This is a genomic window from Streptococcus anginosus, assembly GCF_900636475.1.
Classification (GTDB): domain Bacteria; phylum Bacillota; class Bacilli; order Lactobacillales; family Streptococcaceae; genus Streptococcus; species Streptococcus anginosus.
Window position 1 is genome coordinate 1523401 of the sequence record NZ_LR134283.1, and the last position, 22616, is coordinate 1546016.

The window sequence follows — 22616 nt, forward strand, 5'->3', positions numbered from 1 at the left end:
CTATTTAAAGAAATTGACATTATGAAGTTTAGGAATTTTCCTGATTTCCTCAATAGCTCCTTCACAGCTGCGACTGTCAATTTCAATGATCATAATAGCTTTTTCACCTGCTTTTTCTCTTGTGACATTCATCTGTGCGATATTGATGTTATAACGAGAAAGTGCTTCAGTAACATGAGCAATCATTCCAGGAACATCCTGATGGACGATAATAATTGTCGGGGTATTCATGCTGAGCGAAACAGAAAAACCATTTAATTCAGTCACTTGAATATTTCCACCACCAATGGAAATACCAGTAACACTAATCGCTTTTTGCTCATTTTTAATGGTAATTTTAGCTGTGTTTGGATGTGGAGCATTGCTATCTTTTTGAATCGTCCAGACAATTTTAATCCCTCTTTTATGAGCAATTTCTAGACTATTTGGAATACCAGGATCATCTGTATCCATTCCGAGAATCCCAGCTACAAGAGCCAAGTCCGTACCATGTCCACGATAAGTTTTCGCAAAAGAATTAAATAGTTGGAATTCAACTTCTGTTGGCTCGTCATCAAAAATTGATGAAACAATTTTTCCAATACGAACAGCACCTGCTGTATGACTACTAGATGGACCAATCATAACAGGACCAATAATATCAAAAACAGATTGAAATTTTAGTGAGTTCATTGTAATTCCTTATAAGTTCATTAGCTTCATTATATCAAAATTCAGTATTTTTTGTTTGATAAAATAGATGTGATATAAATTCTAGACCATCTTTAAGGTCACTTTTCTTATAGTAACCTTAAAGCAAAGAAATATAGGGTGAATTTTAGTCTCTCTTCAATTTGCCTGTAATATTTTTAATGAAAGGTAAAAACAATAGTAATAATTAAGGTATATGATAGTTCTATCACAGAAAAGGAGAATTTAAATGATTTTGAATTTAAAGAATACAAATAAAAAAATGAAAGTAGGTTTAATGAGCTTAGCAGCAACAGCGCTGTTCTTTCTTCCTATACTTGCAAACGCGGATAGTTATACAGTGAAATCTGGAGATACACTTTCAGCTATTGCTGCATCACATAATACAACAGTTGATAAAATTGCTCAGAAGAATAAAATTAGCAATATTCATCTGATTAGTGTTGGGCAGGTATTGGAGTTAGGTGACACCGCTACAACTACTACGGCATCAAGCAATTCTACAACTACTACATCTGGTCTGAGTGCTGAAGATGCAGCAGCAAAAGAATGGATTGCACAAAAAGAATCAAGTGGTAGTTACACAGCACAAAATGGACAATATTATGGTCGTTACCAATTGAGTTTATCTTACTTAAATGGTGACTTATCAGCAGAAAATCAAGAAAAAGTAGCAGACGCTTATGTAGCAGGTCGTTATGGTTCTTGGTCAGCTGCAAAGACTTTCTGGTTAGCAAATGGCTGGTATTGATGAATACAAAAAATGATTGAGGTTGGGACAAAATGTCCCAGCCTCTTTTGTGATGAGAGTAAGGCTTTAATATAGTAGTTTACGGCTAAAAGTACCATTTTCAGATTATAGATAGAAGCTACAAAGTCGCTCACTAGATTCGGCCTTTTGATAGGATCTCTATTGTTTCATTCACTGATTTAATAGTTCATCCACTGAATTTTTAGTTTACAGCAGTGTAAAGTTATTGCTATCTGGTTATTGAAATTTGTTCTTAAGGTTATTTCGTGTTATAATAAACCTTGCTCTAAGCGACCTTCAATCGTTGAAAGCAAAACACGACCTTCAATCGTGAAATAACGAAAAGATGGGAGAACACGATGAGTGATCATTCTAAAACACGTGTCGTTGTCGGAATGAGTGGCGGTGTGGATTCGTCAGTTACGGCTCTTTTGTTAAAGGAGCAGGGCTATGACGTGATCGGTATTTTCATGAAAAATTGGGACGACACAGACGAAAATGGGGTCTGTACAGCTACAGAGGACTATAAAGACGTAGCAGCTGTGGCCGATCAGATTGGAATTCCTTACTACTCTGTCAACTTTGAAAAAGAGTATTGGGATCGCGTTTTTGAATATTTCTTAGCTGAATATCGAGCTGGTAGAACCCCGAATCCAGATGTCATGTGTAACAAAGAAATTAAGTTTAAAGCTTTTTTGGACTATGCTATGACATTGGGAGCGGACTATGTGGCAACAGGTCACTATGCGCGTGTAAAGCGCGATGAAGACGGAATTGTTCATATGCTGCGAGGAGTGGATAATGGCAAAGATCAGACTTATTTCCTTAGTCAGTTATCACAAGAGCAGCTGCAAAAAACGATGTTTCCGTTGGGACATTTAGAAAAGTCTGAAGTTCGAGCTATTGCAGAGAAAGCAGGATTGGCTACTGCTAAGAAAAAAGATTCAACCGGCATCTGCTTTATTGGTGAGAAAAACTTTAAAGAATTTCTGGGAAATTATTTACCAGCTCAACCTGGTCGCATGATGACAGTTGATGGTCGAGATATGGGTGAGCATGCTGGTTTGATGTATTATACAATTGGTCAGCGTGGTGGCCTTGGCATTGGTGGTCAGCATGGCGGGGATAATGAACCTTGGTTTGTAGTGGGTAAGGATCTTAGTCAAAATATTCTTTATGTTGGTCAAGGTTTTTACCATGGCAACTTGATGTCAACGAGCCTTGACGCTAGTCAAGTACATTTTACAAGAAAAATGCCAGCTGAATTTACTATGGAATGTACAGCTAAGTTCCGTTATCGTCAGCCAGATTCTAAGGTTACAGTAACTGTAAAGGGTGACAAGGCAATTGTCAACTTTGCAGAACCTCAACGTGCTATTACACCTGGACAAGCCGTTGTATTTTATGATGAAGAAGAGTGTCTTGGTGGTGGCTTGATTGACAATGCCTATAAAGATGGTAAACTTCAACAGTATATTTAGATTGACATTTTTTAGCAATCTGCTAAAATGGATATAGCAATAACTATGATGGTCAAAGCTCATGGATGTTGCAGGCTTTTTGTCCTGCACTTCTAGAGGTTTGACTTTTTTGGTGAAAAAATAAGGAAAGAAAAGATGACACACAATTTTACTGAAAGTTATGATATTGTCGTAATTGGTGCAGGGCATGCGGGTGTTGAGGCTTCGTTAGCAGCAAGCCGGATGGGCTGTAAAGTTTTGCTTGCGACAATCAATATTGAAATGCTAGCTTTTATGCCTTGTAATCCGTCTATTGGAGGATCTGCTAAGGGGATCGTTGTCCGCGAAGTGGATGCTCTAGGTGGAGAGATGGCTAAGAATATAGATAAAACTTATATTCAAATGAAGATGCTCAATACTGGGAAAGGTCCAGCGGTTCGTGCTCTTCGTGCCCAAGCAGATAAGGAACTTTATTCTAAAGAAATGCGCAAGACGGTTCAACATCAAGAAAATCTCACTTTGCGTCAAACTATTATAGATGAGATTCTAGTTGAGAACGGGAAAGTTGTTGGTGTGAAAACAGCTACACATCAAGAGTTTGCTGCACAGGTAGTTGTCGTAACAACCGGTACAGCTCTGCGTGGAGAAATTATTATTGGAGATTTGAAGTATTCTTCTGGTCCTAATCATAGTTTAGCTGCAATTAACTTAGCAGACAATTTACGTGATTTAGGGTTTGAAATTGGGCGTTTTAAAACAGGGACTCCACCACGTGTGAAAGCCTCTTCTATCAATTATGAAGAAACGGATATTCAGCCTGGAGACGAAAAAGCGAACCACTTTTCCTATACTTCTCACGATGAGGATTATCTTAAAGATCAGATTCCTTGTTGGTTGACTTATACTAATGGAAGAAGTCATGAAATTATTCAAAACAACCTTTACCGTGCACCAATGTTTTCAGGAATGGTGAAAGGTGTAGGACCACGTTACTGCCCGTCAATTGAAGACAAAATTGTTCGTTTTGCAGATAAAGAGCGCCACCAACTTTTCTTGGAGCCAGAAGGTCGAGATACGGAAGAAGTTTATATTCAGGGGTTGTCAACGAGTTTGCCAGAAGATGTTCAAAAAGACTTAGTGCATTCTATTAAGGGCCTTGAAAATGCTGAATTGATGCGAACTGGCTATGCGATTGAATATGATATGATTATGCCACATCAGCTTCGCGCTACTCTAGAAACTAAGAAAATCTCAGGTTTGTTTACAGCTGGGCAAACGAATGGGACATCTGGTTATGAAGAAGCAGCGGGACAGGGCATTATCGCAGGAATCAATGCAGCTCTGAAAGTTCAAGGAAAGCCAGAACTGATTTTGAAACGCAGTGATGGTTATATTGGGGTCATGATTGATGACTTGGTCACCAAGGGAACGGTGGAGCCGTATCGTCTTTTGACAAGCCGTGCTGAATATCGTCTCATTTTACGACACGATAATGCGGATATGCGATTGACTGAAATTGGACGCAGGGTAGGATTGGTTGATGATGAGCGCTGGCTGCGTTTTGAAATTAAGAAGAATCAATATGAAACTGAAATGAAGCGCTTGAGCACTATTAAATTAAAGCCAATTAAAGAAACGAATGAAATGGTTGAAAAATTAGGCTTTAAACCATTGACAGACGCAGTTACAGCGAAAGAATTTTTGCGTCGACCAGAAGTTTCATATCAAGATGTTGTCAAGTTTGTCGGTTCAGCAGCTGAAGATTTAGATGAAAAGATAATCGAATTGATTGAGACTGAAGTCAAATATGAAGGCTATATTTCTAAGGCGTTGGATCAGGTTGAGAAGATGAAACGAATGGAAGAAAAACGGATACCAGCAAACATTGACTGGGATGATATTGATTCCATTGCGACAGAAGCTCGTCAGAAATTTAAGAAAATAAACCCAGAAACAATTGGTCAAGCTAGTCGGATTTCAGGTGTCAATCCAGCGGATATTTCGATTTTGATGGTTTATTTGGAAGGTAAATCACGAAGTATCTCAAAAAATCAAGAAAAAGCAAAAAAATAAATGATGAAGATGATTGTTCACATTTCTGAGCAAGTGTTTTTTCGTCAATAATACTTGACAAAGCTGTAAACTACCAGAGAAATAAAGCTAATTTAATGGGAAAATCAGGTATTCTGTTTTGTAAAGTAATCAAAGGGATGCAGGAAGATTTAATTTTTTCTAATGTTTGACAGTATTATTTGGCTTGTTTTAATAAGGGAAAACTCGCTTTTTTAGAGCTTTTGTGGTAAAATGGCGGTTAAGAGGTTTGTGATGAAAAAATTTCGTTTTACTCCAATTCATTTTGTAATCATGGGCGTTATTTCCTTTGGAATTTTAGCTATTTTATTACGAGTTTTTGGTAGCAGCATTCTGATGTTATCTGCACTTTTTTTGGTGCTTGCTCTTTTGATTTTTCTATTAATTTACCAACAAAAAAGTTATGAAATTGATGAAGTGGAACAAATCCAGTATGTGAATGACCAAGCAGAAAATAGTTTGGCGTCATTGCTTGAAAGAATGCCGGTTGGTGTTGTAAAAGTTGATCAAACATCTGGAAATGTAGAATGGTTTAATCCTTACGCAGAGTTGATTCTTACCAATGAAGACGGTGAATTTGATGTGGATTTACTGCAAAAAATTACCAAAACACCATCTGAGGGTGCTGGGTCGTATGCAACAATTGGGGATACAAAATATTCGGTCTACTTAGATCATGCTTCAAGTGTATTTTACTTTTTTGATGCTTCAAGTGAGTATGAGGCAACTTCAGAATTAGTAACGACGAGACCAGTTATTGGTATTATTTCAGTCGATAATTATGATGATTTAGAGGATGTTGTCTCAGATTCAGACATTAGCCACATTAATAGTTTTATCGCAAATTTTGTCTCTGAATTTGCAGAAAAATATGCTATGTTTTCTCGTCGTGTGGGAATGGATCGTTTCTATATTTTTACGGACTACACGGTGTTAGATCGGTTAATGCAAAATAAGTTTGCAGTTATTGATCAGTTTAGAGAAGAAGCTAAAAAGCGGGAAATTCCTCTCACATTGAGTATGGGCTTCTCTTATGGTGATAGTAATCATGAGCAAATTGGTAAAGTGGCTCTCTTAAACTTGAATCTTGCTGAAGTTCGTGGTGGTGATCAGGCTGTTGTCAAAGAAAATGATGAGTCAAAGAATCCTGTTTACTTTGGTGGTGGCTCAGCTGCATCGGTGAAACGGACACGTACTCGCACGCGAGCTATGATGACTGCTATTTCGGATAAGATTAAAAGTGTGGACCAAGTTTTTGTAGTTGGGCACAAAAATTTGGATATGGATGCGCTTGGTTCTGCTGTGGGAATGCAAGTATTTGCTAGTAATATTATTGATCAGACTTATGCTGTTTATGATCCACATCAAATGGCTGCGGATATTGATCGAGCAGTTCGCAGACTGCAGGATGAAGGGGAGACTAATCTTCTTTCGGTCGCTGATGCGATGACAATGGTGACCAATCGTTCTCTGTTGATTATGGTGGATCATTCAAAAACAGCTCTGACTTTATCAAAAGAATTTTATGATTTGTTTAACCAAATTATTGTCATTGATCACCACAGAAGAGATCAAGATTTTCCGGAAAATGCTGTTATCACTTATATCGAAAGTGGAGCAAGCAGTGCCTGTGAATTGGTAACAGAGTTGATTCAATTCCAAAATTCTAAGACAAAACGCTTGAGTAAAATGCAGGCTAGTGTGTTGATGGCTGGGATTATGCTGGATACGAAGAAGTTTTCTTCTCGTGTAACCAGTCGGACGTTTGATGTGGCGAGCTATTTACGCACGCGCGGAAGTGATAGTGTGGCTATTCAAGATATTTCAGCAACGGATTTTGATGAGTACCGTGAAGTGAATGAGCTAATTTTAAATGGTAAGAAAATCTTGCCAAATGTACTCGTTGCTACCGGAGCAGAAGAAAAATGCTATGATACAGTTGTTATCAGTAAAGCAGCAGATGCTATGTTAGCTATGTCAGGGATTGAAGCTAGTTTTGTTGTCAGCAAAAACAAACAAAATAGTATATCGATATCTGCTCGTAGTCGTAGTAAAATCAATGTCCAACGTATCATGGAAGAACTGGGCGGCGGCGGTCATTTTAATTTGGCGGCAGCGCAAATTCCTGACCAGACAATTGCTCAGGTGGTTCATAGCCTGAATGAAATTATTGTTCGTGAAGTACTAAAAGATAAGGAGTTAGAAGAATGAAAGTAATCTTTTTAGCAGATGTAAAAGGTAAAGGAAAAAAAGGTGAAATTAAAGAAGTGCCTACTGGCTATGCACAGAATTTTCTGATTAAGAAAAATCTTGCAAAAGAGGCGACTGCAGCAGCTATCGGCGAGCTTCGCGGAAAACAAAAATCGGAAGAAAAAGCACACGCTGAAATGCTAGCTGAAGCGCAAGCCATTAAGGAAAAGTTGGAAGCAGAAAGTACAATTGTCGAATTTACTGAAAAAGTGGGACCAGATGGACGGACTTTTGGTTCTATTACCAGTAAAAAAATTGCTGAAGAATTACAAAAGCAATTTGGAATTAAGCTTGATAAACGATTGATTCAAGTCAAGAGTCCTATTCGCTCTGTTGGTTTGATTGATGTGCCAGTGAAAATTTATCAAGATGTGACGAGTGTGATTAACTTACATGTAAAAGAAGGTTAATTGAAGAATATTTTTTGAGAGAGGAGGTCTTATGGCAGATATTGATGAATTGCGAGCACAACCGCAGGATATTTTAGCAGAGCAATCTGTTTTAGGTGCGATTTTTATTGATGAAAGTAAGCTGGTGTTTGTTCGTGAATATATCGAGCCAACTGACTTCTTTAAATATGCCAATCGGTTAATTTTTAAAGCGATGATTGACTTGGCAGATCGAGGCGATGCCATTGATGCGACAACTGTTCGTAATATTTTAGACAGTCAGGGTGATTTGCAAAATATTGGTGGCTTGTCTTACTTGGTTGAAGTGGTCAACTCAGTACCGACTTCTGCTAATGCTGAATATTATGCTAAGATTGTAGCAGAAAAAGCTGTTTTGCGCCGGTTGATTGCGCGGCTGACAGACTCTATCAATCTAGCTTATGATGGTGCCAGTCCTGCAGATGAAATCATTGCTGGGGCTGAAAAAGCGCTGATCGATGTTAGTGAAAATGCTAGTCGAAGCGGCTTTAAAAATATTAAAGAGATTTTGAATCTTAACTTTGGTAGCTTGGAAACGCGGTCTCAGCAAACTTCTGATATTACAGGGATTGCGACAGGTTATCAAGACTTAGATCACATGACTACGGGTTTGCATGAAGAAGAGTTAATCATCGTGGCAGCTCGTCCAGCGGTTGGTAAAACAGCTTTTGCTCTCAATATTGCTCAAAATATTGGAACAAAGCTAGATAAAACAGTCGCTATCTTTTCTTTAGAAATGGGGGCAGAAAGCCTAGTAGACCGAATGCTGGCAGCAGAGGGGTTAATTGAATCGCATTCAATCCGTACAGGGCAATTGACGGAGGAGGAATGGAGGAAGTATGCAATTGCACAAGGAAATCTAGCAGAAGCTAGTATTTATATTGACGATACACCAGGAATTCGGATTACAGAGATTCGTTCACGTGCTCGAAAATTAGCGCAAGAAACAGGAAATCTTGGATTGATCTTGATTGACTACTTGCAGTTGATTACAGGGACTGGTCGAGAGAATCGTCAGCAGGAGGTTTCGGAAATTTCTCGTCAATTAAAGATTTTAGCAAAAGAGCTGAAAGTGCCAGTTATTGCATTGAGCCAATTATCACGGAGCGTGGAGCAACGCCAAGACAAACGGCCTGTTTTATCAGATATTCGTGAGTCTGGTTCAATTGAGCAGGATGCAGATATTGTAGCTTTTCTTTACCGTGATGATTATTATGAACGCGGTGGTGAAGAACCTGAAGGGCTTCCAAACAACAAGGTTGAAGTGATTATCGAAAAGAACCGTAGCGGTGCGCGTGGTACGGTAGAATTGATTTTTCAAAAAGAATACAATAAGTTTTCAAGTATTTCTAAGAGAGAGGAATAGATAATGAGTGATGCATTTACAGATGTTGCAAAAATGAGAAAAATTAAAGAAGAAATCAAAGCCCATGAGGGCAAAATGGTAGAAATGACTCTTGAAAATGGCCGTAAACGTCAAAAAAATAAGCAAGGGCGCTTGATTGAAGTTTATCCTTCTTTGTTTATCGTTGAATATACAAGTAATGGAGGTCAACCAGGTGAGATTGAAAACACTTATGTCGAATCTTATACTTATTCAGATATTTTAACAGAGAAAAATCTCATTCGTTATTTGGATTAAGAATAAATAGGTTTTAATGGCGAAAAACTGCTTTGATTGATGTGGCTGGAGTGAAAAATGATTAAAAATCTAGTTTTTGATTTTGGCAATGTTTTAATTGAATGGAACCCTGCTAAGATTTTAGCTGCTTTTGTAAAAGAAGAAGACCGTAAGCGCGTCGAGGCTGCTATTTTTGATTCGGGACTTTGGGCTCAGACAGATACTGGACAATTAACTTTGAAATCAGCCATTCAGGCGGCTCAAACATTGCTAGATAGTTCTTACTCTGCTACTGTTGAAGCCATTTTTACTCATTGGTATGAGACAGTGGATGTTTATCATCAGCTACAAGAGAAAATTTTTGAATGGGCTCAGATGGGATATGGCATTTATATTTTGTCTACTACAAGTGAGATATTTTATGCAGTTGAAAATGCAGGTTTATTACCGATGACGAAAGTTTTGACTGGGAAAATCCTTTCTTACGAAGTAGGGTGTGCAAAGCCAGATAAAAGCATCTATCAAAAGTTACTAACTCAATATGCATTGCATGCTAATCAATGTGTATTTATAGATGATTTACAGATAAATTTAGATGCTGCTAAAAGTCTAGGATTTGAAACTATTTTAGCAACATCTGAACAGCAAAATATAATTGCGATAGAGGAATTGTTGAAGAAGAAAGGTTATTTTCATAGAAAGAAATAATCTGGTAAAAATCCGTCTTTACAGATAGGTTTTTTTTTGATATAATGGCTTTTGTGTGAAATAGCAGCAGGAGAGCATGAAGCTCGTCAACAGAATATTAGCTATAAAAGTAGCCTTGGCTGTTTAGGCGAAAATGTTCTGCACGAATCAGGGCTTTCTAAGTGACTATTTCCTCAAATTATTATTTTTACAGGAGGACATGTTTATGTCACGTTATACAGGACCATCTTGGAAACAAGCTCGTCGTTTGGGTCTTTCACTTACAGGTACAGGTAAAGAATTGGCACGTCGTAACTACGTACCAGGTCAACATGGACCAAACAACCGTAGCAAATTGTCAGAATACGGTTTGCAATTGGCTGAAAAACAAAAACTTCGTTTTACTTACGGTGTAGGTGAAAAACAATTCCGTAACTTGTTCGTACAAGCAACTAAAATCAAAGGCGGAATCCTTGGTTTTAACTTCATGCTTCTTTTGGAACGTCGTTTGGATAACGTTGTTTATCGTCTTGGACTTGCAACTACTCGTCGTCAAGCTCGTCAATTCGTAAACCACGGTCATATCCTTGTTGACGGAAAACGTGTAGATATTCCTAGCTACCGTGTATCTGTTGGTCAAGTGATTTCAGTTCGTGAAAAATCACTTAAAGTACCTGCAATTCTTGAAGCGGTTGAAGCAACTCTTGGACGTCCAGCATTTGTATCATTTGATGCTGAAAAATTAGAAGGTTCATTGACTCGCCTTCCAGAACGCGATGAAATCAACCCAGAAATCAACGAAGCGCTTGTCGTTGAATACTATAACAAACAACTTTAATCGATGGATTATCAGAAGTTGGGATTTCCCCAGCTTCTTTTTTGTTGTAAAGATTACGAAGAAAAGCCCTAGAGAGCTTGTGGGTGCTACTAGGGCAAGGTATAAGAAATATTCTAATATAGCATTTTTAAAAGGAAATCTGCCATTTGTTCGGGGCTTTCTTTTTTTCCTCTGGAAATCCACATTTGACAGACACCGAAAAAGGCATTTGTGAGATAAACATAGCTGTATTCTTTCTCCACTTGACTTAGTAGTTTACTACTAAAGCGCTCTTGTAGGTCTTCAGCCAGCATGATTTGGAATTTATGGCGTAAAAATGTTTGAATTTCTTTTGTTCCGTTTTCTGTTAACAAAACAGAAAGGAGGGATTCGCGTGTGAGAAAATCAAAAACTTCTATAATCGCGCTACGCTTGTCTTGAGCATACTTCTCAAAAATGTATTCTAACTTATGGAAAAGTTTCTGTTGATAATGCTCAATCATATCATATTTATCTTTGTAGTGTGTATAAAAACTACTGCGACTAATGCCGGCAGTCTTGGTCAACTTGACAGTGCTAATCTGGTCGAATGATTCGTGTTCCAGTAGCTCTACCATAGCGTTTTCAATAATCATTTTTGTTTTTTGACGTTTGTTACTTTCTACCATTTTACCTTCCTCTTTTGAACAATTTTATACAACATGTCTAAAAATCGAATTTTTTTCTTGTGAAAAATTTCAGAAACTGTATAATCTATTATATCAAATATTTAGACACTCTGTATAAAAATATTTCAAAAATTAAAATTTTTATACAGAGTGTCTAAGATAGAGGAGAAAAAATGTTCAAAGAATGGAAAGCAATTTTCAAAAAACCAATTTTTGTGATTGTCATGATTGGTGTTTCCTTGATTCCTGCTCTTTATAATGTGATCTTTTTGAGCTCCATGTGGAATCCTTATGGTAAAGTTTCAGAATTGCCAGTAGCGGTTGTGAATAAAGACCAACATGCGACATTTAACAACAACACCTTATCTGCTGGTGATGATATGGTGAAAAGTCTTAAAAAGAATGATGCTTTAGATTTTCATTTTGTATCTGAAGCAAAGGCAAAGAAAGGTTTGGAGAAGGGTGATTATTATATGATTATCACGCTTCCAAGTGATTTATCCCAAAAGGCAGCTAGTATTCTGGATAATAAGCCACAAAAAATGCAGATTGATTATCAAACGTCTAGTGGACATAGCTTTATTGCTAGTAAGATGAGTGATTCGGCTATGACGCGACTTCAACAAACTGTCGCAAACAATGTGACCAATACATACACGACATCGCTCTTCAAGAGTATGAATAGCTTGAAGAAAGGCATGATAACAGCTGCTTCTGGTAGTAGGCAACTCGCTTCTGGCGGTCAACAATTGAAAGAGGGTAGTCAAACCTTGACAGATAATTTACAGACTTTATCTAGTTCTAGTATGACGTTTGCGGATGGTGCTAATACATTAACGACAGGTTTGGGAACCTATACGCTTGGGGTGCATCAGCTGTCAGACGGAATTGGTACGCTATCGACACGCCTTTCAGCTTATACGTCAGGTGTCGGTCAATTGGCTTCTGGGACAGATACGCTTTCAAAAGGTCTGACGGACTATACAAATGCTGTCGGTCAATTGGCTTCTGGTTCAGATACGTTGTCAAAAGGTCTGATGGGGTATACAAGTGCTGTTGGTCAATTGGCTGACGGTTCAGGAGAATTATCAGATGGTTTAAATGCGTATGCCAATGGTGTAGCAAATCTTGCAGGCGGTGCGAATCAGTTAAATGCTCAATCGCAAAATTTATTGGCTGGAGTCAATCAATTGACCGCTTCTAATGGAGAAATTCAAAAATTATCAAGCGGCGCGCATCAATTAGCTACGGGTCTGAATACGTTAATGACAACTGTTCAACAATCTGGCATGACTGCTGAACAAGTTCAAAAGCTACAGGATTTGCAAGCAGGTTTAACTGCTGTGCAAACCGCTCTTTCAACTGGATCAGACTTGTCAGCCGCTAAAGCAAGCATGACGACTGCTTTAAGCGATATGGAAACGGCTGCGAACACACTTGCCAATAGTGCGACGACAGACAAGACCACGATTGCAACTAACGTGGCTGCTACAGCTGCTTATCAAAAGTTAAGTGCTAGTGAGCAATCAGAAATCAATGCTGCGATTTCGCAAACTCCAAGTCAAACTGCTACGACTGCGGCAAGTCTATTGACAAATATTCAAGCGCTCAAGACGCAAGTGGCGAACTTGCCAGAGCAATCTTCTAATCAACAAAACATCGCTGTTATCGAACAAGCAAAAGGTGCGCTTTCAGAGCTTCAAACGAGCGCACAACAATCCCAAGCAAAAATCCTTGTAGCTTTGCAACAATCAACTGCGGGTGCTAATCAAGTAGCAGCAGGTATTGATCAATTGCAAACGAGCTTAGCAACGGGTGCTGGTCGATTAGCAAAAGGTGTAACCGACTACACCAATGGGGTTGCGCAGATTACGGCAGGGGCTAATACCTTATCTGGCAATGGCGACCAATTGACATCTGGTATGGCGAAAATCAGTTCAGGTTCTAAGACCTTGGCTAGTAAGAATAGTCAGTTGACGTCTGGTATGGCGAAAATCAGTTCAGGTTCTAAGACCTTGACTGGTAAGAATAGTCAATTGACATCTGGTATGGCAAAAATCAATTCTGGAGCTAATCAATTGGCGGCTAATAATGGTCAAATTGACGCTGGTTTAGCAAAATTGGCAGACGGAGCTAGTCAATTAGTGAACAACTCTGCAGCTCTTGTGTCAGGGGCAGGCAAACTATCTGATGGTGCTGGTCAAATTGCGAATGGTTCTACGAAGCTGGCAGACGGCAGCTCAACTATCACGTCTAATCTGGGAGCACTTGTGTCGGGTGCGGACAGCTTAACAGCCGGTTTGACAGACGCCAAAGATCAATTATCCACGGTGACAACCAATAAAGCCAACGCCAAGGCGCTTGCAAATCCATTGACAACGAAGAAAATAGATAAAGACCATGTTGGTAAAAATGGTATCGGTATGGCTCCATATATGATTTCTGTGGCACTTTTTGTAGCAGCGATTTCAACCAATATCATCTTTAGCACGCTACCTTCTGGTAAGAAGCCACAGACACGTATGGAATGGCTGAAAGCACGTATTCAGGTCAATGGCGTTATTTCTCTCTTGGCAGGTTTATTGGTGTATGGTGCAGTGCACATGATTGGCTTGACTGCCAACCACGAATGGGCAACGCTTGGTATCATTCTTTTGACCAGCATGTGCTTCATGGCTGTGGTGACGGCTCTGGTAACGTGGGACACTAAGCTTGGTGCTTTCACTTCTTTGATTTTGCTATTGCTGCAACTAGCCTCTAGTGCAGGGACTTACCCACTTCCGTTGACGGATAAGATTTTCCAAGATGTCAATCCTTGGTTGCCGATGAGCTATTCTGTTTCGGCTTTGCGTCAAACGATTTCGATGACGGGGCAAGTCGGCGGACAAGTTGCCTTCATGACAATCGTTCTGCTGCTCTTTGTTGGTCTTGGTTTCTTGGTTTACAATCCAAATAAAAAAGAATTAGTTTAATCAAAAAGAGGCTGGAACACTAGCGCAATCACCCACAGGAAAATGAAATGTGAGAAGATGACGTATAAAAAGTGTTCCAGACTCGTTTATTTCTAGAATAAAATTCAACCTTACAGGGTGGATGACAACATCGATTTCTTGCGAAATGCTGATGTTTGTCCCACCCTTTTTAAATCAAGCCGAAATGGGTGAGGGCATGTGGAATGCCCTTGTCATCGTTGGAGCGCGTGATGAAAGTGGCTGCTTCTTTGACGGTGGCTTGGCTATTGCCCATTGCAATGGGATAATCTACTGTTTCAAACATGGTCAGGTCATTGAGTCCGTCTCCGAATGCGTAAGTCGGTGCTTCGTCTGCCAGCAAGGTCAGCAGGTGCTGAATCCCAGAGCCTTTGTTACAGCCGTGCGGCGTGATGTCTATCGAGTAGGGGCTGTTACGGAAAAAGTGCAGTTCAGGGATTTCTGTCTGATACTGGGTGTCTTTTTCGGGCTCCTCACTAAAAATGAGCAACATCTGACAAGGCTGATTTTGATAAATGGTCGGACCGACTTGGGGCAGGTCTTGATGAAAATAGCGGAAATTTCGCTGAACGGTCAGACTGAGCGCCGTCACACGCATTTCTCCTTGCGAATAAAAACCGAGGTCATGCTCATTTTCTTTTGCCAGTTGCAGGAGCTTGAGAATGCTGTTTTGTGCAACTCGTCCTTCAAACAGGAATTGCTTTTCATGGAGGATTTCCATGCCATTTAGCAAGATAGCGGAATGAATCCCAGCGTCTTCCAGAACTGTCCCCATTTCTCCGCGACCGCGTCCCGTACAGATAATAGGCAGAAAGCCATTGGCTCGTAGTTGAGCAATGGCTGTTTTGTTGTCTGTTGGGACTTGTCCTTGGCTATCAACCAAGGTACCGTCAATATCAAAAAATACAAATCCGTTGTAAGTCATTTGCTTCTCTGTCTCCTTTAAGGTGCTGAAGTTCCACGTGAAACATGAGAGAAATGGGAAGTACGATATTGTTTGACTTCTTCTTGTAAATCTTCTAACAATTTTGTTTCTTCGGTTAATTCCAACAGACTAAGCCCTTTCCGTATTAGTTCATCATTTGCTTGACAGATTCCAAGACGGACTTGAGCAAAGCCGAGAAAATCATAGCGCTTGAGTTGTTTGGCTAAGTCTAAGGCGATAGCAGAGATGTGTTCGCAGTCATCTAATAATTGATTACAGAGATAGATAGTAGAAAGGTTGAGCAGCAAGGAAACTTGGGCATTTTTGATGCTTTTGTAATCCTTGTATTTTTCAAGGTTAATTAAGATTTTTTCTGTAATATCCTGAAGAGTCTCAATAGGAAAAATAAAGAGAATCACACCTAGCATATTAAAGTCATTTTTGTACCAAATATCACGCCTTTTAAGATCAGACCACATGGCTTCAGCCAATTTTCTAGAGTGGTCACTAAAACTATTTTTTCGGATTTCTATGATAATATTTAAGGTCTCTAGTATATGCTGGATAGGAAGATCATGTTCAACTTTTTTTAAGTGTTCTTTACAAAGCTGAGCAATTTTAATCAATTCTGTACTATCCGAAGTAGATAAATGATTGGACATTTGATTGATAATCACTTGTCTTGTCCGCGGTTTATAGTAATTACAAATATATTCAAATTCCCCAAAGCTCATGTCAATCTGGTGGAGCAGAAATTCCATGGTTTCATAGCTGGGAACGGATTGGTTGCTTTCAAATTTGGAAAGATTGGAACGTGAAATCTAATCTCCACAGACTTCTTGCTGAGTAATGCCTTTTGATTTTCTGATATTTTTATAAACTGTGCCAATATCCCAACGCATAATGTTCTTCCTTTATTTTTTGTGAAAATAGTAGACGTTTTGTGAATGTCTGTCCATAATATTGTACCATATAAGTAGAAGGAGAGAAAGCGATGAAGAAAAAACTATTTTTGAATCTGATATTTATTGCTATTGTTGCTGTATCTTTAATGCCGTGGATACCAATTGGATTGGGACAATATTAGAATTAAATGCATTTAAACTGACGAATAGAGGTGAATCCAATGTACTATAAGTGTTAATGTAATTAGTATTGTTTTTTAAAAAATATTTGTCTTTATCAAGAAAGAAGGTATATATTATGAAAAAATTATATAAGATTTTCCTTGCGATTACAGTAGCTTTTATGATTGGTGCAACAGTTATTCCGTCCTCGACGTCTGTTGTTTATGCGAATAGTATGAAATACGAAGAAGTAATTCCTTTCCGTGATCGGGGTGTATGTGGAGATATGAACAAAAATAGCTATACTTATAAGAGATATTGTTTGAAGCAAGGAACTCCTTCTACTGTTACAAAAGCACAGGCAGCTTGTATACGAAAAATTTTTGGCTTTATAGTGGCTCTTGGAACTAGCTGGTTCAATGTGGCATCTCGATTTGGAGAAGTCGTAACTCAATGTCAAAACGTATAAAATAACTTAGGGGAATTATATAATTGTTTGCACAAGTAGGAAAGTATAACCATTAAACTTATAATGTCTCTACTTCAAAGTGCTATTGTTAATAGTGTCAAGTGATATATAGTTTCCCTCTTTTGTTTGCAAAGGTAGATTAAAATAAGTTAGGAGATATTTGTGAAAAAAGTGCATATAAGTTTAAATTTACTAGTTATTTTTATCTCTGCTATTTTCCTCTCTGCATGCACCTCTTCATCACAAGCTTCTGAAAGCTCTACAGTTTCAAGTGTTTCTCAGGTTTCAACAAGTGAAAATGAGGTAGAACACGATTTAAAATTGACAAAATTATACAAAGAAATTGTAAAGAGCTTTCAAGAGACGAATGCAGAAAATGTTTTAAACAATAAATTAGCAAAGGGAAATTTGCTCTATTTTGGTCGTGAGACGTGCCCGTTTTGTAGAGAATTTCTTCCGGTCTTGAAAGAAACATCAGACTTGTATCATACGCCTTTTAAAATTTATTACTTAAATACAGAAGATTCTCATAAGAATTCTCAAATAAAGAAAGCTATGGAAAAATATAATGTGACTGGTGTACCTACGCTGATTTATTTAAAAAAAGACAATGGTTTTGAAGTCTTGAATGAAGAGCAGACGACTTTACCAGAATGGTTTAATATAATAATGAAATATTGAACTTTTTCAAAAAACACTCCTCTTTTCCAGAAAATTTCCTATAATTTCCCATTCATGTTATACTAAATGAGATGATTTTTCTGGATTTCGTTGATTGATGAGGTGAAACGAGACAATTTCACTTCGTCCGCGCGGCTGACAAGGTAAACTGCTTGTAGTTCAGACCGTCGACTGGGTCGAAAGAATGAATGAAAAGTAGTTTAGACTGTCGACCGGGTCGAAAGAATGAATGAAAAGTAGTTTAGACTGTCGACCGGGTCGAAAGAGTGAATGAAAAGTAGTTTAGACTGTCGACCGGGTCGAAAGAATAAACGAAAACTAGTTTAAGCTGTCGACCCAGTTAATAGAAAAAAGAGAAATCATTGAGACTGTCGCTTTAAGTGACAAGTAAAAAAGGAAAGAAGGAATGTATGAAGCAAGAAAAGCTCATTGGATTAAGAACTGGACACCTCCGTCATGCGGAATTCACGCAGTTTATCACTCGATTTTTAGATGATGTGGAGAAAGAAGGGTTAGACTTCAAAAATGAAGAAGTGTTGACCGTTTTGATGAAAAAAATAAAGGCAGCCTTGCCGGCTTATCAAGCCTCTCTCGGTCAGATTCGGGCGAGTGAAAAGTCAGCTTCGATTAGTGCGGCTGATGAATTACGTGACACTGATTTGCAAGCTCTTCGCGATGCAATTAAGCCTTATCGGGCAGCCAAGCGTGAGGAAGAAAAAGCCGCTTATGAAAGTTTGAAACGCCTGTTTGAGCAGTACAAGGGTGCACATAGCAAGCATTACGAGGAAGAAACAGCCTTGATTGTTAGCTTGCTGGACAAGCTAAAAACAGCCCCTTACAAAGATCAGTTGGATACGTTAGCGATTGGGAAATTTGTTGACAATCTGACGGAAAGCCACACTGCCTTTGAGCAACTCTTTGCTTCACGCTCACAAGAGAAGTTGCAAAAAGTGAGCTATGATGTCAAGCAATTGCGCAAAGAAGTAGCGACGCCTTACCAACAATTGGCAGACTATGTCGAAATTTTAAGTCAGGTCAAATCAGATGAGTTTTACCAGAACGTACTTTCCGTGCTCAATAATAGCCGCAAATATTATGCGGATATCCTTGCTCGCCGCAAGGGGAAAGAGCCTAAAGTGGAAGCAGGAAAAGTAGCAGAAATCAACTAAAATTTCTCCTTCATCTTGCTTGAAGTTTGTCTGTCAGAGTGGTAAGATAAAGGTGAAGAAGAGGAACGAGCAGCAGATTAGAAAGCGTGATGTAATGATAAAATTTCATTTTAATAACGAATTTTGGTTTCGGTGGCGGTTTTATCTGTTGAGCATGCTGATATTCTTTGGATTGGTTGATCCTTACGTGAAATTGGATGTGTTCAATGTGATTTATTTTACTGTGCTGGGAATATTTTTGCTTTTGCAAATCTTTGTTCCAGAGCGCTCGCATAAGCGCTCCTATCCAGTAGGCAGTTATCATTTTAACTGGGAATTTTATAATGATATTTCTTTGTATTTGATAATGTATTTTTTACACTTCTTCTCTTCTGGTCCAAGAAATAGCCATGATGTGTGGTACTGGATTTTGCTAGTTTGGGCACTTATTGCTCTTCTTTCATTTCTAATCAAAAGAGAAAAAGCAGAGAAGAGCGAGGAATAAGATGCGGCAGCCTCTATTTTCTATTTCATTCTACAGACATCTATTAAACACCTCCAGAAAATGGGGGTGTTTTGTTTTCTTTAAGTTTTCTTTAGCTTTCTTTTAAGGATTTGCCCGTAAACTACGTAGATAAAGAACGACAAAGGAGAGCAATCTCATGGCTAAAAAAACATTTAAAGATAAATTTCAACGGATAGAAACCAAGTATGTCATCTCAAAGGAAACGTTGGCAGATTTGCTAAAGGAGTTTGAAGCGTATATGGTAGAAGATGAGCATGCCTATTCTACGATTGGCAATCTTTACTATGACACGCCGACCTATCAGATGATTCGGGAGTCTTTGGAGAAGCCTTATTTCAAGGAAAAATTGCGCGTGCGCACTTATGATGCCACGCCACAAGCGGATAGTCAAGTTTTTTTGGAAATCAAGAAAAAAGTGCGCAAGGTTGTGTATAAACGTCGGATTGCGACTGAGTTGTTGACAGCAGAGCAATACCTCGCGGGGAAATGCCAGCTTGAGGATTCGCAGATTAAACAGGAAATCGAATGGATTTGTGAGCGTTACGGTGGCGTGCAGCCCATGATGTATATCTACTACAACCGCTACTCTCTAAAAGGCTTAGAAAACTCCAATGTGCGGATTACCATTGACTATGATGTGGCTTATCGGACGAAAAATTTGAGTTTACTGGCAGGAAAAGACGGCAAGAACCTTCTTCCTGACAACCATGTCATCATGGAAATTAAGGTACCTGGGGCGTATCCGCTCTGGTTGGTAGAGATTCTGGACCGCCACCACGTTTTTCCAAAGTCTTTCTCAAAATACGGGGTTGCCTACAAGAAAACAACAGACTATAAAGGAGTAATCAGACATGTTCGATCAGTTATTTAATGACGTTTTTACAGGAACAACAATCAATCCAGCCAGTATGTTTGGTGCGATTGGTGTTGCCTTAGTGCTGGGGCTGATATTAGCCAAGGTCTATCAGTACAAAACCATTTACAGCAAGTCCTTTATGATGACTTTGGTTATGCTGCCGACTTTGATTGCCATTGTCATTTTCTTAGTTAATGGTAGTCTGGGAGCAGGGGTTGCGGTAATGGGAGCTTTCAGCTTGATTCGCTTTCGTTCAGCACCAGGTGGTGCTAAGGAATTGCTGGCGATTTTCCTTGCGATGACGATTGGGATTGCTGTCGGCATGGGCTATCTTATTTTTGCTAGCGTCTTTACAATGATTATGTCGGTGGTTATGTTGTTGCTGGAAACGGTGAATTTTGGGCAGATGAAGCATTCTATGCGTCAAGTGACTGTTGTCATTCCAGAAAGTTTGGATTATGAGATGGTCTTTGATGACATCTTTCAAAAGGCGACCAACTATGTTGAACTAGCAAATGTCAAAACCTCTGATATGGGAAGTTTGTTCAAGATTAAGTATATTGTCCAATTAAATGGTACAATGACAGAGAAAGAGTTAATGGACGCTCTGCGGACGCGAAATGGGAATTTAGAGATTGCCATTAGCCGCTATGTCACAAAAGAAAATGAACTATAAGGAGGACCGCCATGAAAAAAACAGCCTCAAAACGAAAAAAATGGAAACGACTGATTCCACTCGTCCTATTGACAGTTGCTTTAGGGGCGTGCAGTGCGACAAATACCAGCTCAACCAACGCCAGCTCCTCTAGCACAAGTAAAAAAACAACCACCAAGACGTCCAATTATTTTACTAAGCGTGACCAAGATGCTTCTTATGATGAATCAAAAGCAACTAAGATTAGCCTGAGTGGCTCATCTGCCAAGACTTCTGGCTCTGGTGCGGAAGTGTCCGGCTCTACGGTGACGATTACCAAGGCTGGGACTTATGTCTTGTCTGGTTCAAGTGAAAATGTCCAAATTGTCGTTAAAGTTGGCAATAAAGACAAGGTTCAACTCGTGCTGAATGGGGTCACGATGACTGGAACAGATGCTGCTATTGTCGTAGAAAATGCAGATAAGACTTTTATCACGCTTGCAAAGGGCAGCAAGAACACGATTTCGGATTCTGCTAATCACAAGAATACAGACTATGACGCTGCGATTTACAGTAAGGACGACCTCACTTTCAACGGCTCTGGTAGTCTGACGGTCGAAGGCAATTATGGCAATGCTATTGAGTCCAATGATGATTTGCGCATTACAGGCGGAACCTACACAATCAAAGGCTATAAAAACGCCCTTTCAGCGAATGACGCAATCAATATCAAAGACGTGACAATGAATTTGACCGCAACGGAAGACGCCATTCACGCGGACAATGATGAAGACACATCGCTAGGCAATTTCTATATCCAGTCTGGAAAGATTACCATTAACGCTGGAGATGACGGTATTCACGCTTCTAATACGGCTCTTATTGACGGCGGTACGATTAAGGTTGAAAAGAGCGAAGAAGCACTAGAAGGCAAGACCGTAACCATTAACGGTGGAGATTTAGACCTGACAGCAAATGACGATGGTATCAATGCCGCAGACGGTAGCAGCAGCGAGAGCGCTCCAGGACAAGCGACCGCTGGTGTCAGTCTGACCATCACAGGTGGTAAGATAAAGATTAATGCCCAAGGAGACGGCTTGGATTCTAATGGAGATTTGACCATTTCAGGTGGTGAAGTCTATGTGGACGGACCGACAAATGGTGGCAATGGTGCTCTTGACTATGACGGCAATGGCACGATTACTGGCGGGACCGTTGTAATGGTCGGCAGTAATGGCATGGCGATGGGCTTTGGCTCAAATTCCAAACAAGCCTCCATCCTTGCGAATGTATCTGGTAGTGCTGGAGACAAAGTGACGATTACCAATTCGTCAGGTAAAGAAATCCTCAGCTATACCGCTGCTAAAAATTTCCAATCCGTTCTTGCCAGCTCAGCTGCTATCAAAGACGGCGGAAGCTACACCATTACAGTCAATGGACAAAGCACGACCGCAACAGCTAGCCTGACCACCCAAAATGGAAACGGCATGGGCGGAGGCCCTGGCGGACGGTGATGATAGACAAAAGAGGCTGGGGAAACCCAACCTCTTTCGTTTGACCTTTGCTTAGTCGTCAAGGTGTGATAGTGTTTTAATCGCTAACCATTGTGATAGGATTAAAACTAAGAAAAATATATGAAATAATAAATCACGTATAATTGGCATATTTCTACAAATAAATAAAGAAATGAAAGGGGAACAAACAAACCAAATAACTTGAATAGTGATGATTCTTTTTTTCATGTTTAGTAACCTCACTTTTTCCTTTTTCAACCTAAATATATCACAAAAATAAGAAAAAACAAGTCTATTTTTGAAGGAAACTTTATGATATAATAAAGTTGATAACGTTAAAAAA

At 39.3% G+C, this 22616-nt stretch carries 20 protein-coding genes and 1 pseudogene; 17 read left to right on the plus strand and 4 right to left on the minus strand.

Features of this window, described 5'->3' with window-relative positions:
* A complete protein-coding gene (sdaAB, locus tag EL079_RS07530; RefSeq protein ID WP_003031584.1) occupies positions 1-672 on the minus strand; it encodes an L-serine ammonia-lyase, iron-sulfur-dependent subunit beta in 672 nt (223 codons plus the stop codon).
* A gap of 247 nt (positions 673-919) precedes the next feature.
* On the opposite strand from sdaAB, the gene apf reads away from it, so the two are divergent.
* From apf to rpsD, 9 genes are all read left to right on the plus strand, one after another.
* Positions 920-1441: an aggregation-promoting factor gene (apf, locus tag EL079_RS07535; RefSeq protein WP_018543660.1), complete on the plus strand. Its 522-nt coding sequence runs from the start codon at positions 920-922 to the stop codon at positions 1439-1441.
* 335 nt (positions 1442-1776) lie between these two features.
* Complete coding sequence (gene mnmA / locus EL079_RS07540; protein WP_255261350.1) at positions 1777-2922, plus strand: tRNA 2-thiouridine(34) synthase MnmA; 1146 nt, start codon at positions 1777-1779, stop codon at positions 2920-2922.
* Positions 2923-3057: 135 nt separating this feature from the next.
* Positions 3058-4974 (plus strand): tRNA uridine-5-carboxymethylaminomethyl(34) synthesis enzyme MnmG, encoded by a 1917-nt coding sequence (mnmG, locus tag EL079_RS07545; protein ID WP_003031558.1) that lies wholly within the window; start codon positions 3058-3060, stop codon positions 4972-4974.
* Between the two features lie 252 nt (positions 4975-5226).
* Complete coding sequence (locus EL079_RS07550; RefSeq protein ID WP_003031548.1) at positions 5227-7203, plus strand: DHH family phosphoesterase; 1977 nt, start codon at positions 5227-5229, stop codon at positions 7201-7203.
* Positions 7200-7652 carry a 50S ribosomal protein L9 gene (rplI, locus tag EL079_RS07555; protein WP_018543661.1) on the plus strand — a complete coding sequence of 151 codons (453 nt, stop codon included), beginning with the start codon at positions 7200-7202 and terminating at the stop codon, positions 7650-7652. The genes EL079_RS07550 and rplI overlap by 4 nt, the downstream gene beginning before the upstream one ends.
* Positions 7653-7683: 31 nt before the next feature.
* On the plus strand, positions 7684-9036 hold the full coding sequence (gene dnaB / locus EL079_RS07560; RefSeq protein WP_003031564.1) for a replicative DNA helicase: 1353 nt from the start codon (positions 7684-7686) through the stop codon (positions 9034-9036).
* Positions 9037-9039: 3 nt separating this feature from the next.
* Positions 9040-9312, plus strand: coding sequence for a Veg family protein (locus tag EL079_RS07565; RefSeq protein WP_003026751.1), 273 nt, complete (start codon positions 9040-9042; stop codon positions 9310-9312).
* Between the two features lie 57 nt (positions 9313-9369).
* Positions 9370-9999, plus strand: a complete 630-nt coding sequence (locus EL079_RS07570; protein ID WP_003031545.1) for an HAD family hydrolase — start codon at positions 9370-9372, stop codon at positions 9997-9999.
* A 205-nt stretch (positions 10000-10204) separates the two neighbouring features.
* A complete protein-coding gene (gene rpsD, locus EL079_RS07575) occupies positions 10205-10816 on the plus strand; it encodes a 30S ribosomal protein S4 (protein WP_003026749.1) in 612 nt (203 codons plus the stop codon).
* A gap of 113 nt (positions 10817-10929) precedes the next feature.
* On the opposite strand, the gene EL079_RS07580 is transcribed toward rpsD, so the two are convergent.
* Positions 10930-11463 carry a TetR/AcrR family transcriptional regulator gene (locus EL079_RS07580; protein ID WP_003031581.1) on the minus strand — a complete coding sequence of 178 codons (534 nt, stop codon included), beginning with the start codon at positions 11461-11463 and terminating at the stop codon, positions 10930-10932.
* A 173-nt stretch (positions 11464-11636) separates the two neighbouring features.
* Between EL079_RS07580 and EL079_RS07585 the strand changes: the two genes are divergently transcribed.
* Positions 11637-14435 (plus strand): YhgE/Pip domain-containing protein, encoded by a 2799-nt coding sequence (locus EL079_RS07585; RefSeq protein WP_003031586.1) that lies wholly within the window; start codon positions 11637-11639, stop codon positions 14433-14435.
* Between the two features lie 169 nt (positions 14436-14604).
* Here the strand turns inward: EL079_RS07585 and EL079_RS07590 are convergent, their stop codons facing one another.
* Positions 14605-15378: a Cof-type HAD-IIB family hydrolase gene (locus tag EL079_RS07590; protein ID WP_003031562.1), complete on the minus strand. Its 774-nt coding sequence runs from the start codon at positions 15376-15378 to the stop codon at positions 14605-14607.
* A gap of 17 nt (positions 15379-15395) precedes the next feature.
* A pseudogene (locus tag EL079_RS07595) lies at positions 15396-16280 on the minus strand (helix-turn-helix domain-containing protein).
* Positions 16281-16581: 301 nt separating this feature from the next.
* Here EL079_RS07595 and EL079_RS07600 point away from each other — a divergent pair.
* The 7 genes from EL079_RS07600 to EL079_RS07630 all read left to right on the plus strand — a co-directional run bounded on the left by EL079_RS07600 (position 16582) and on the right by EL079_RS07630 (position 22273).
* On the plus strand, positions 16582-16914 hold the full coding sequence (locus EL079_RS07600) for a hypothetical protein (RefSeq protein WP_018543663.1): 333 nt from the start codon (positions 16582-16584) through the stop codon (positions 16912-16914).
* Positions 16915-17076: 162 nt separating this feature from the next.
* Positions 17077-17595, plus strand: a complete 519-nt coding sequence (locus tag EL079_RS07605) for a thioredoxin family protein (RefSeq protein WP_003031565.1) — start codon at positions 17077-17079, stop codon at positions 17593-17595.
* A 410-nt stretch (positions 17596-18005) separates the two neighbouring features.
* Positions 18006-18764, plus strand: a complete 759-nt coding sequence (locus EL079_RS07610; protein ID WP_003031552.1) for a DUF6261 family protein — start codon at positions 18006-18008, stop codon at positions 18762-18764.
* 94 nt (positions 18765-18858) lie between these two features.
* Positions 18859-19248: a hypothetical protein gene (locus tag EL079_RS07615; protein WP_051437572.1), complete on the plus strand. Its 390-nt coding sequence runs from the start codon at positions 18859-18861 to the stop codon at positions 19246-19248.
* A 157-nt stretch (positions 19249-19405) separates the two neighbouring features.
* Entirely contained in the window at positions 19406-20140 is a 735-nt protein-coding gene (locus tag EL079_RS07620; protein ID WP_003031550.1) for a polyphosphate polymerase domain-containing protein, read from the plus strand.
* Positions 20121-20801: a DUF4956 domain-containing protein gene (locus tag EL079_RS07625; protein ID WP_003031583.1), complete on the plus strand. Its 681-nt coding sequence runs from the start codon at positions 20121-20123 to the stop codon at positions 20799-20801. The genes EL079_RS07620 and EL079_RS07625 overlap by 20 nt, the downstream gene beginning before the upstream one ends.
* 11 nt (positions 20802-20812) lie before the next feature.
* Positions 20813-22273, plus strand: coding sequence for a carbohydrate-binding domain-containing protein (locus EL079_RS07630; RefSeq protein ID WP_003031563.1), 1461 nt, complete (start codon positions 20813-20815; stop codon positions 22271-22273).
* Positions 22274-22616: the final 343 nt, after the last annotated feature.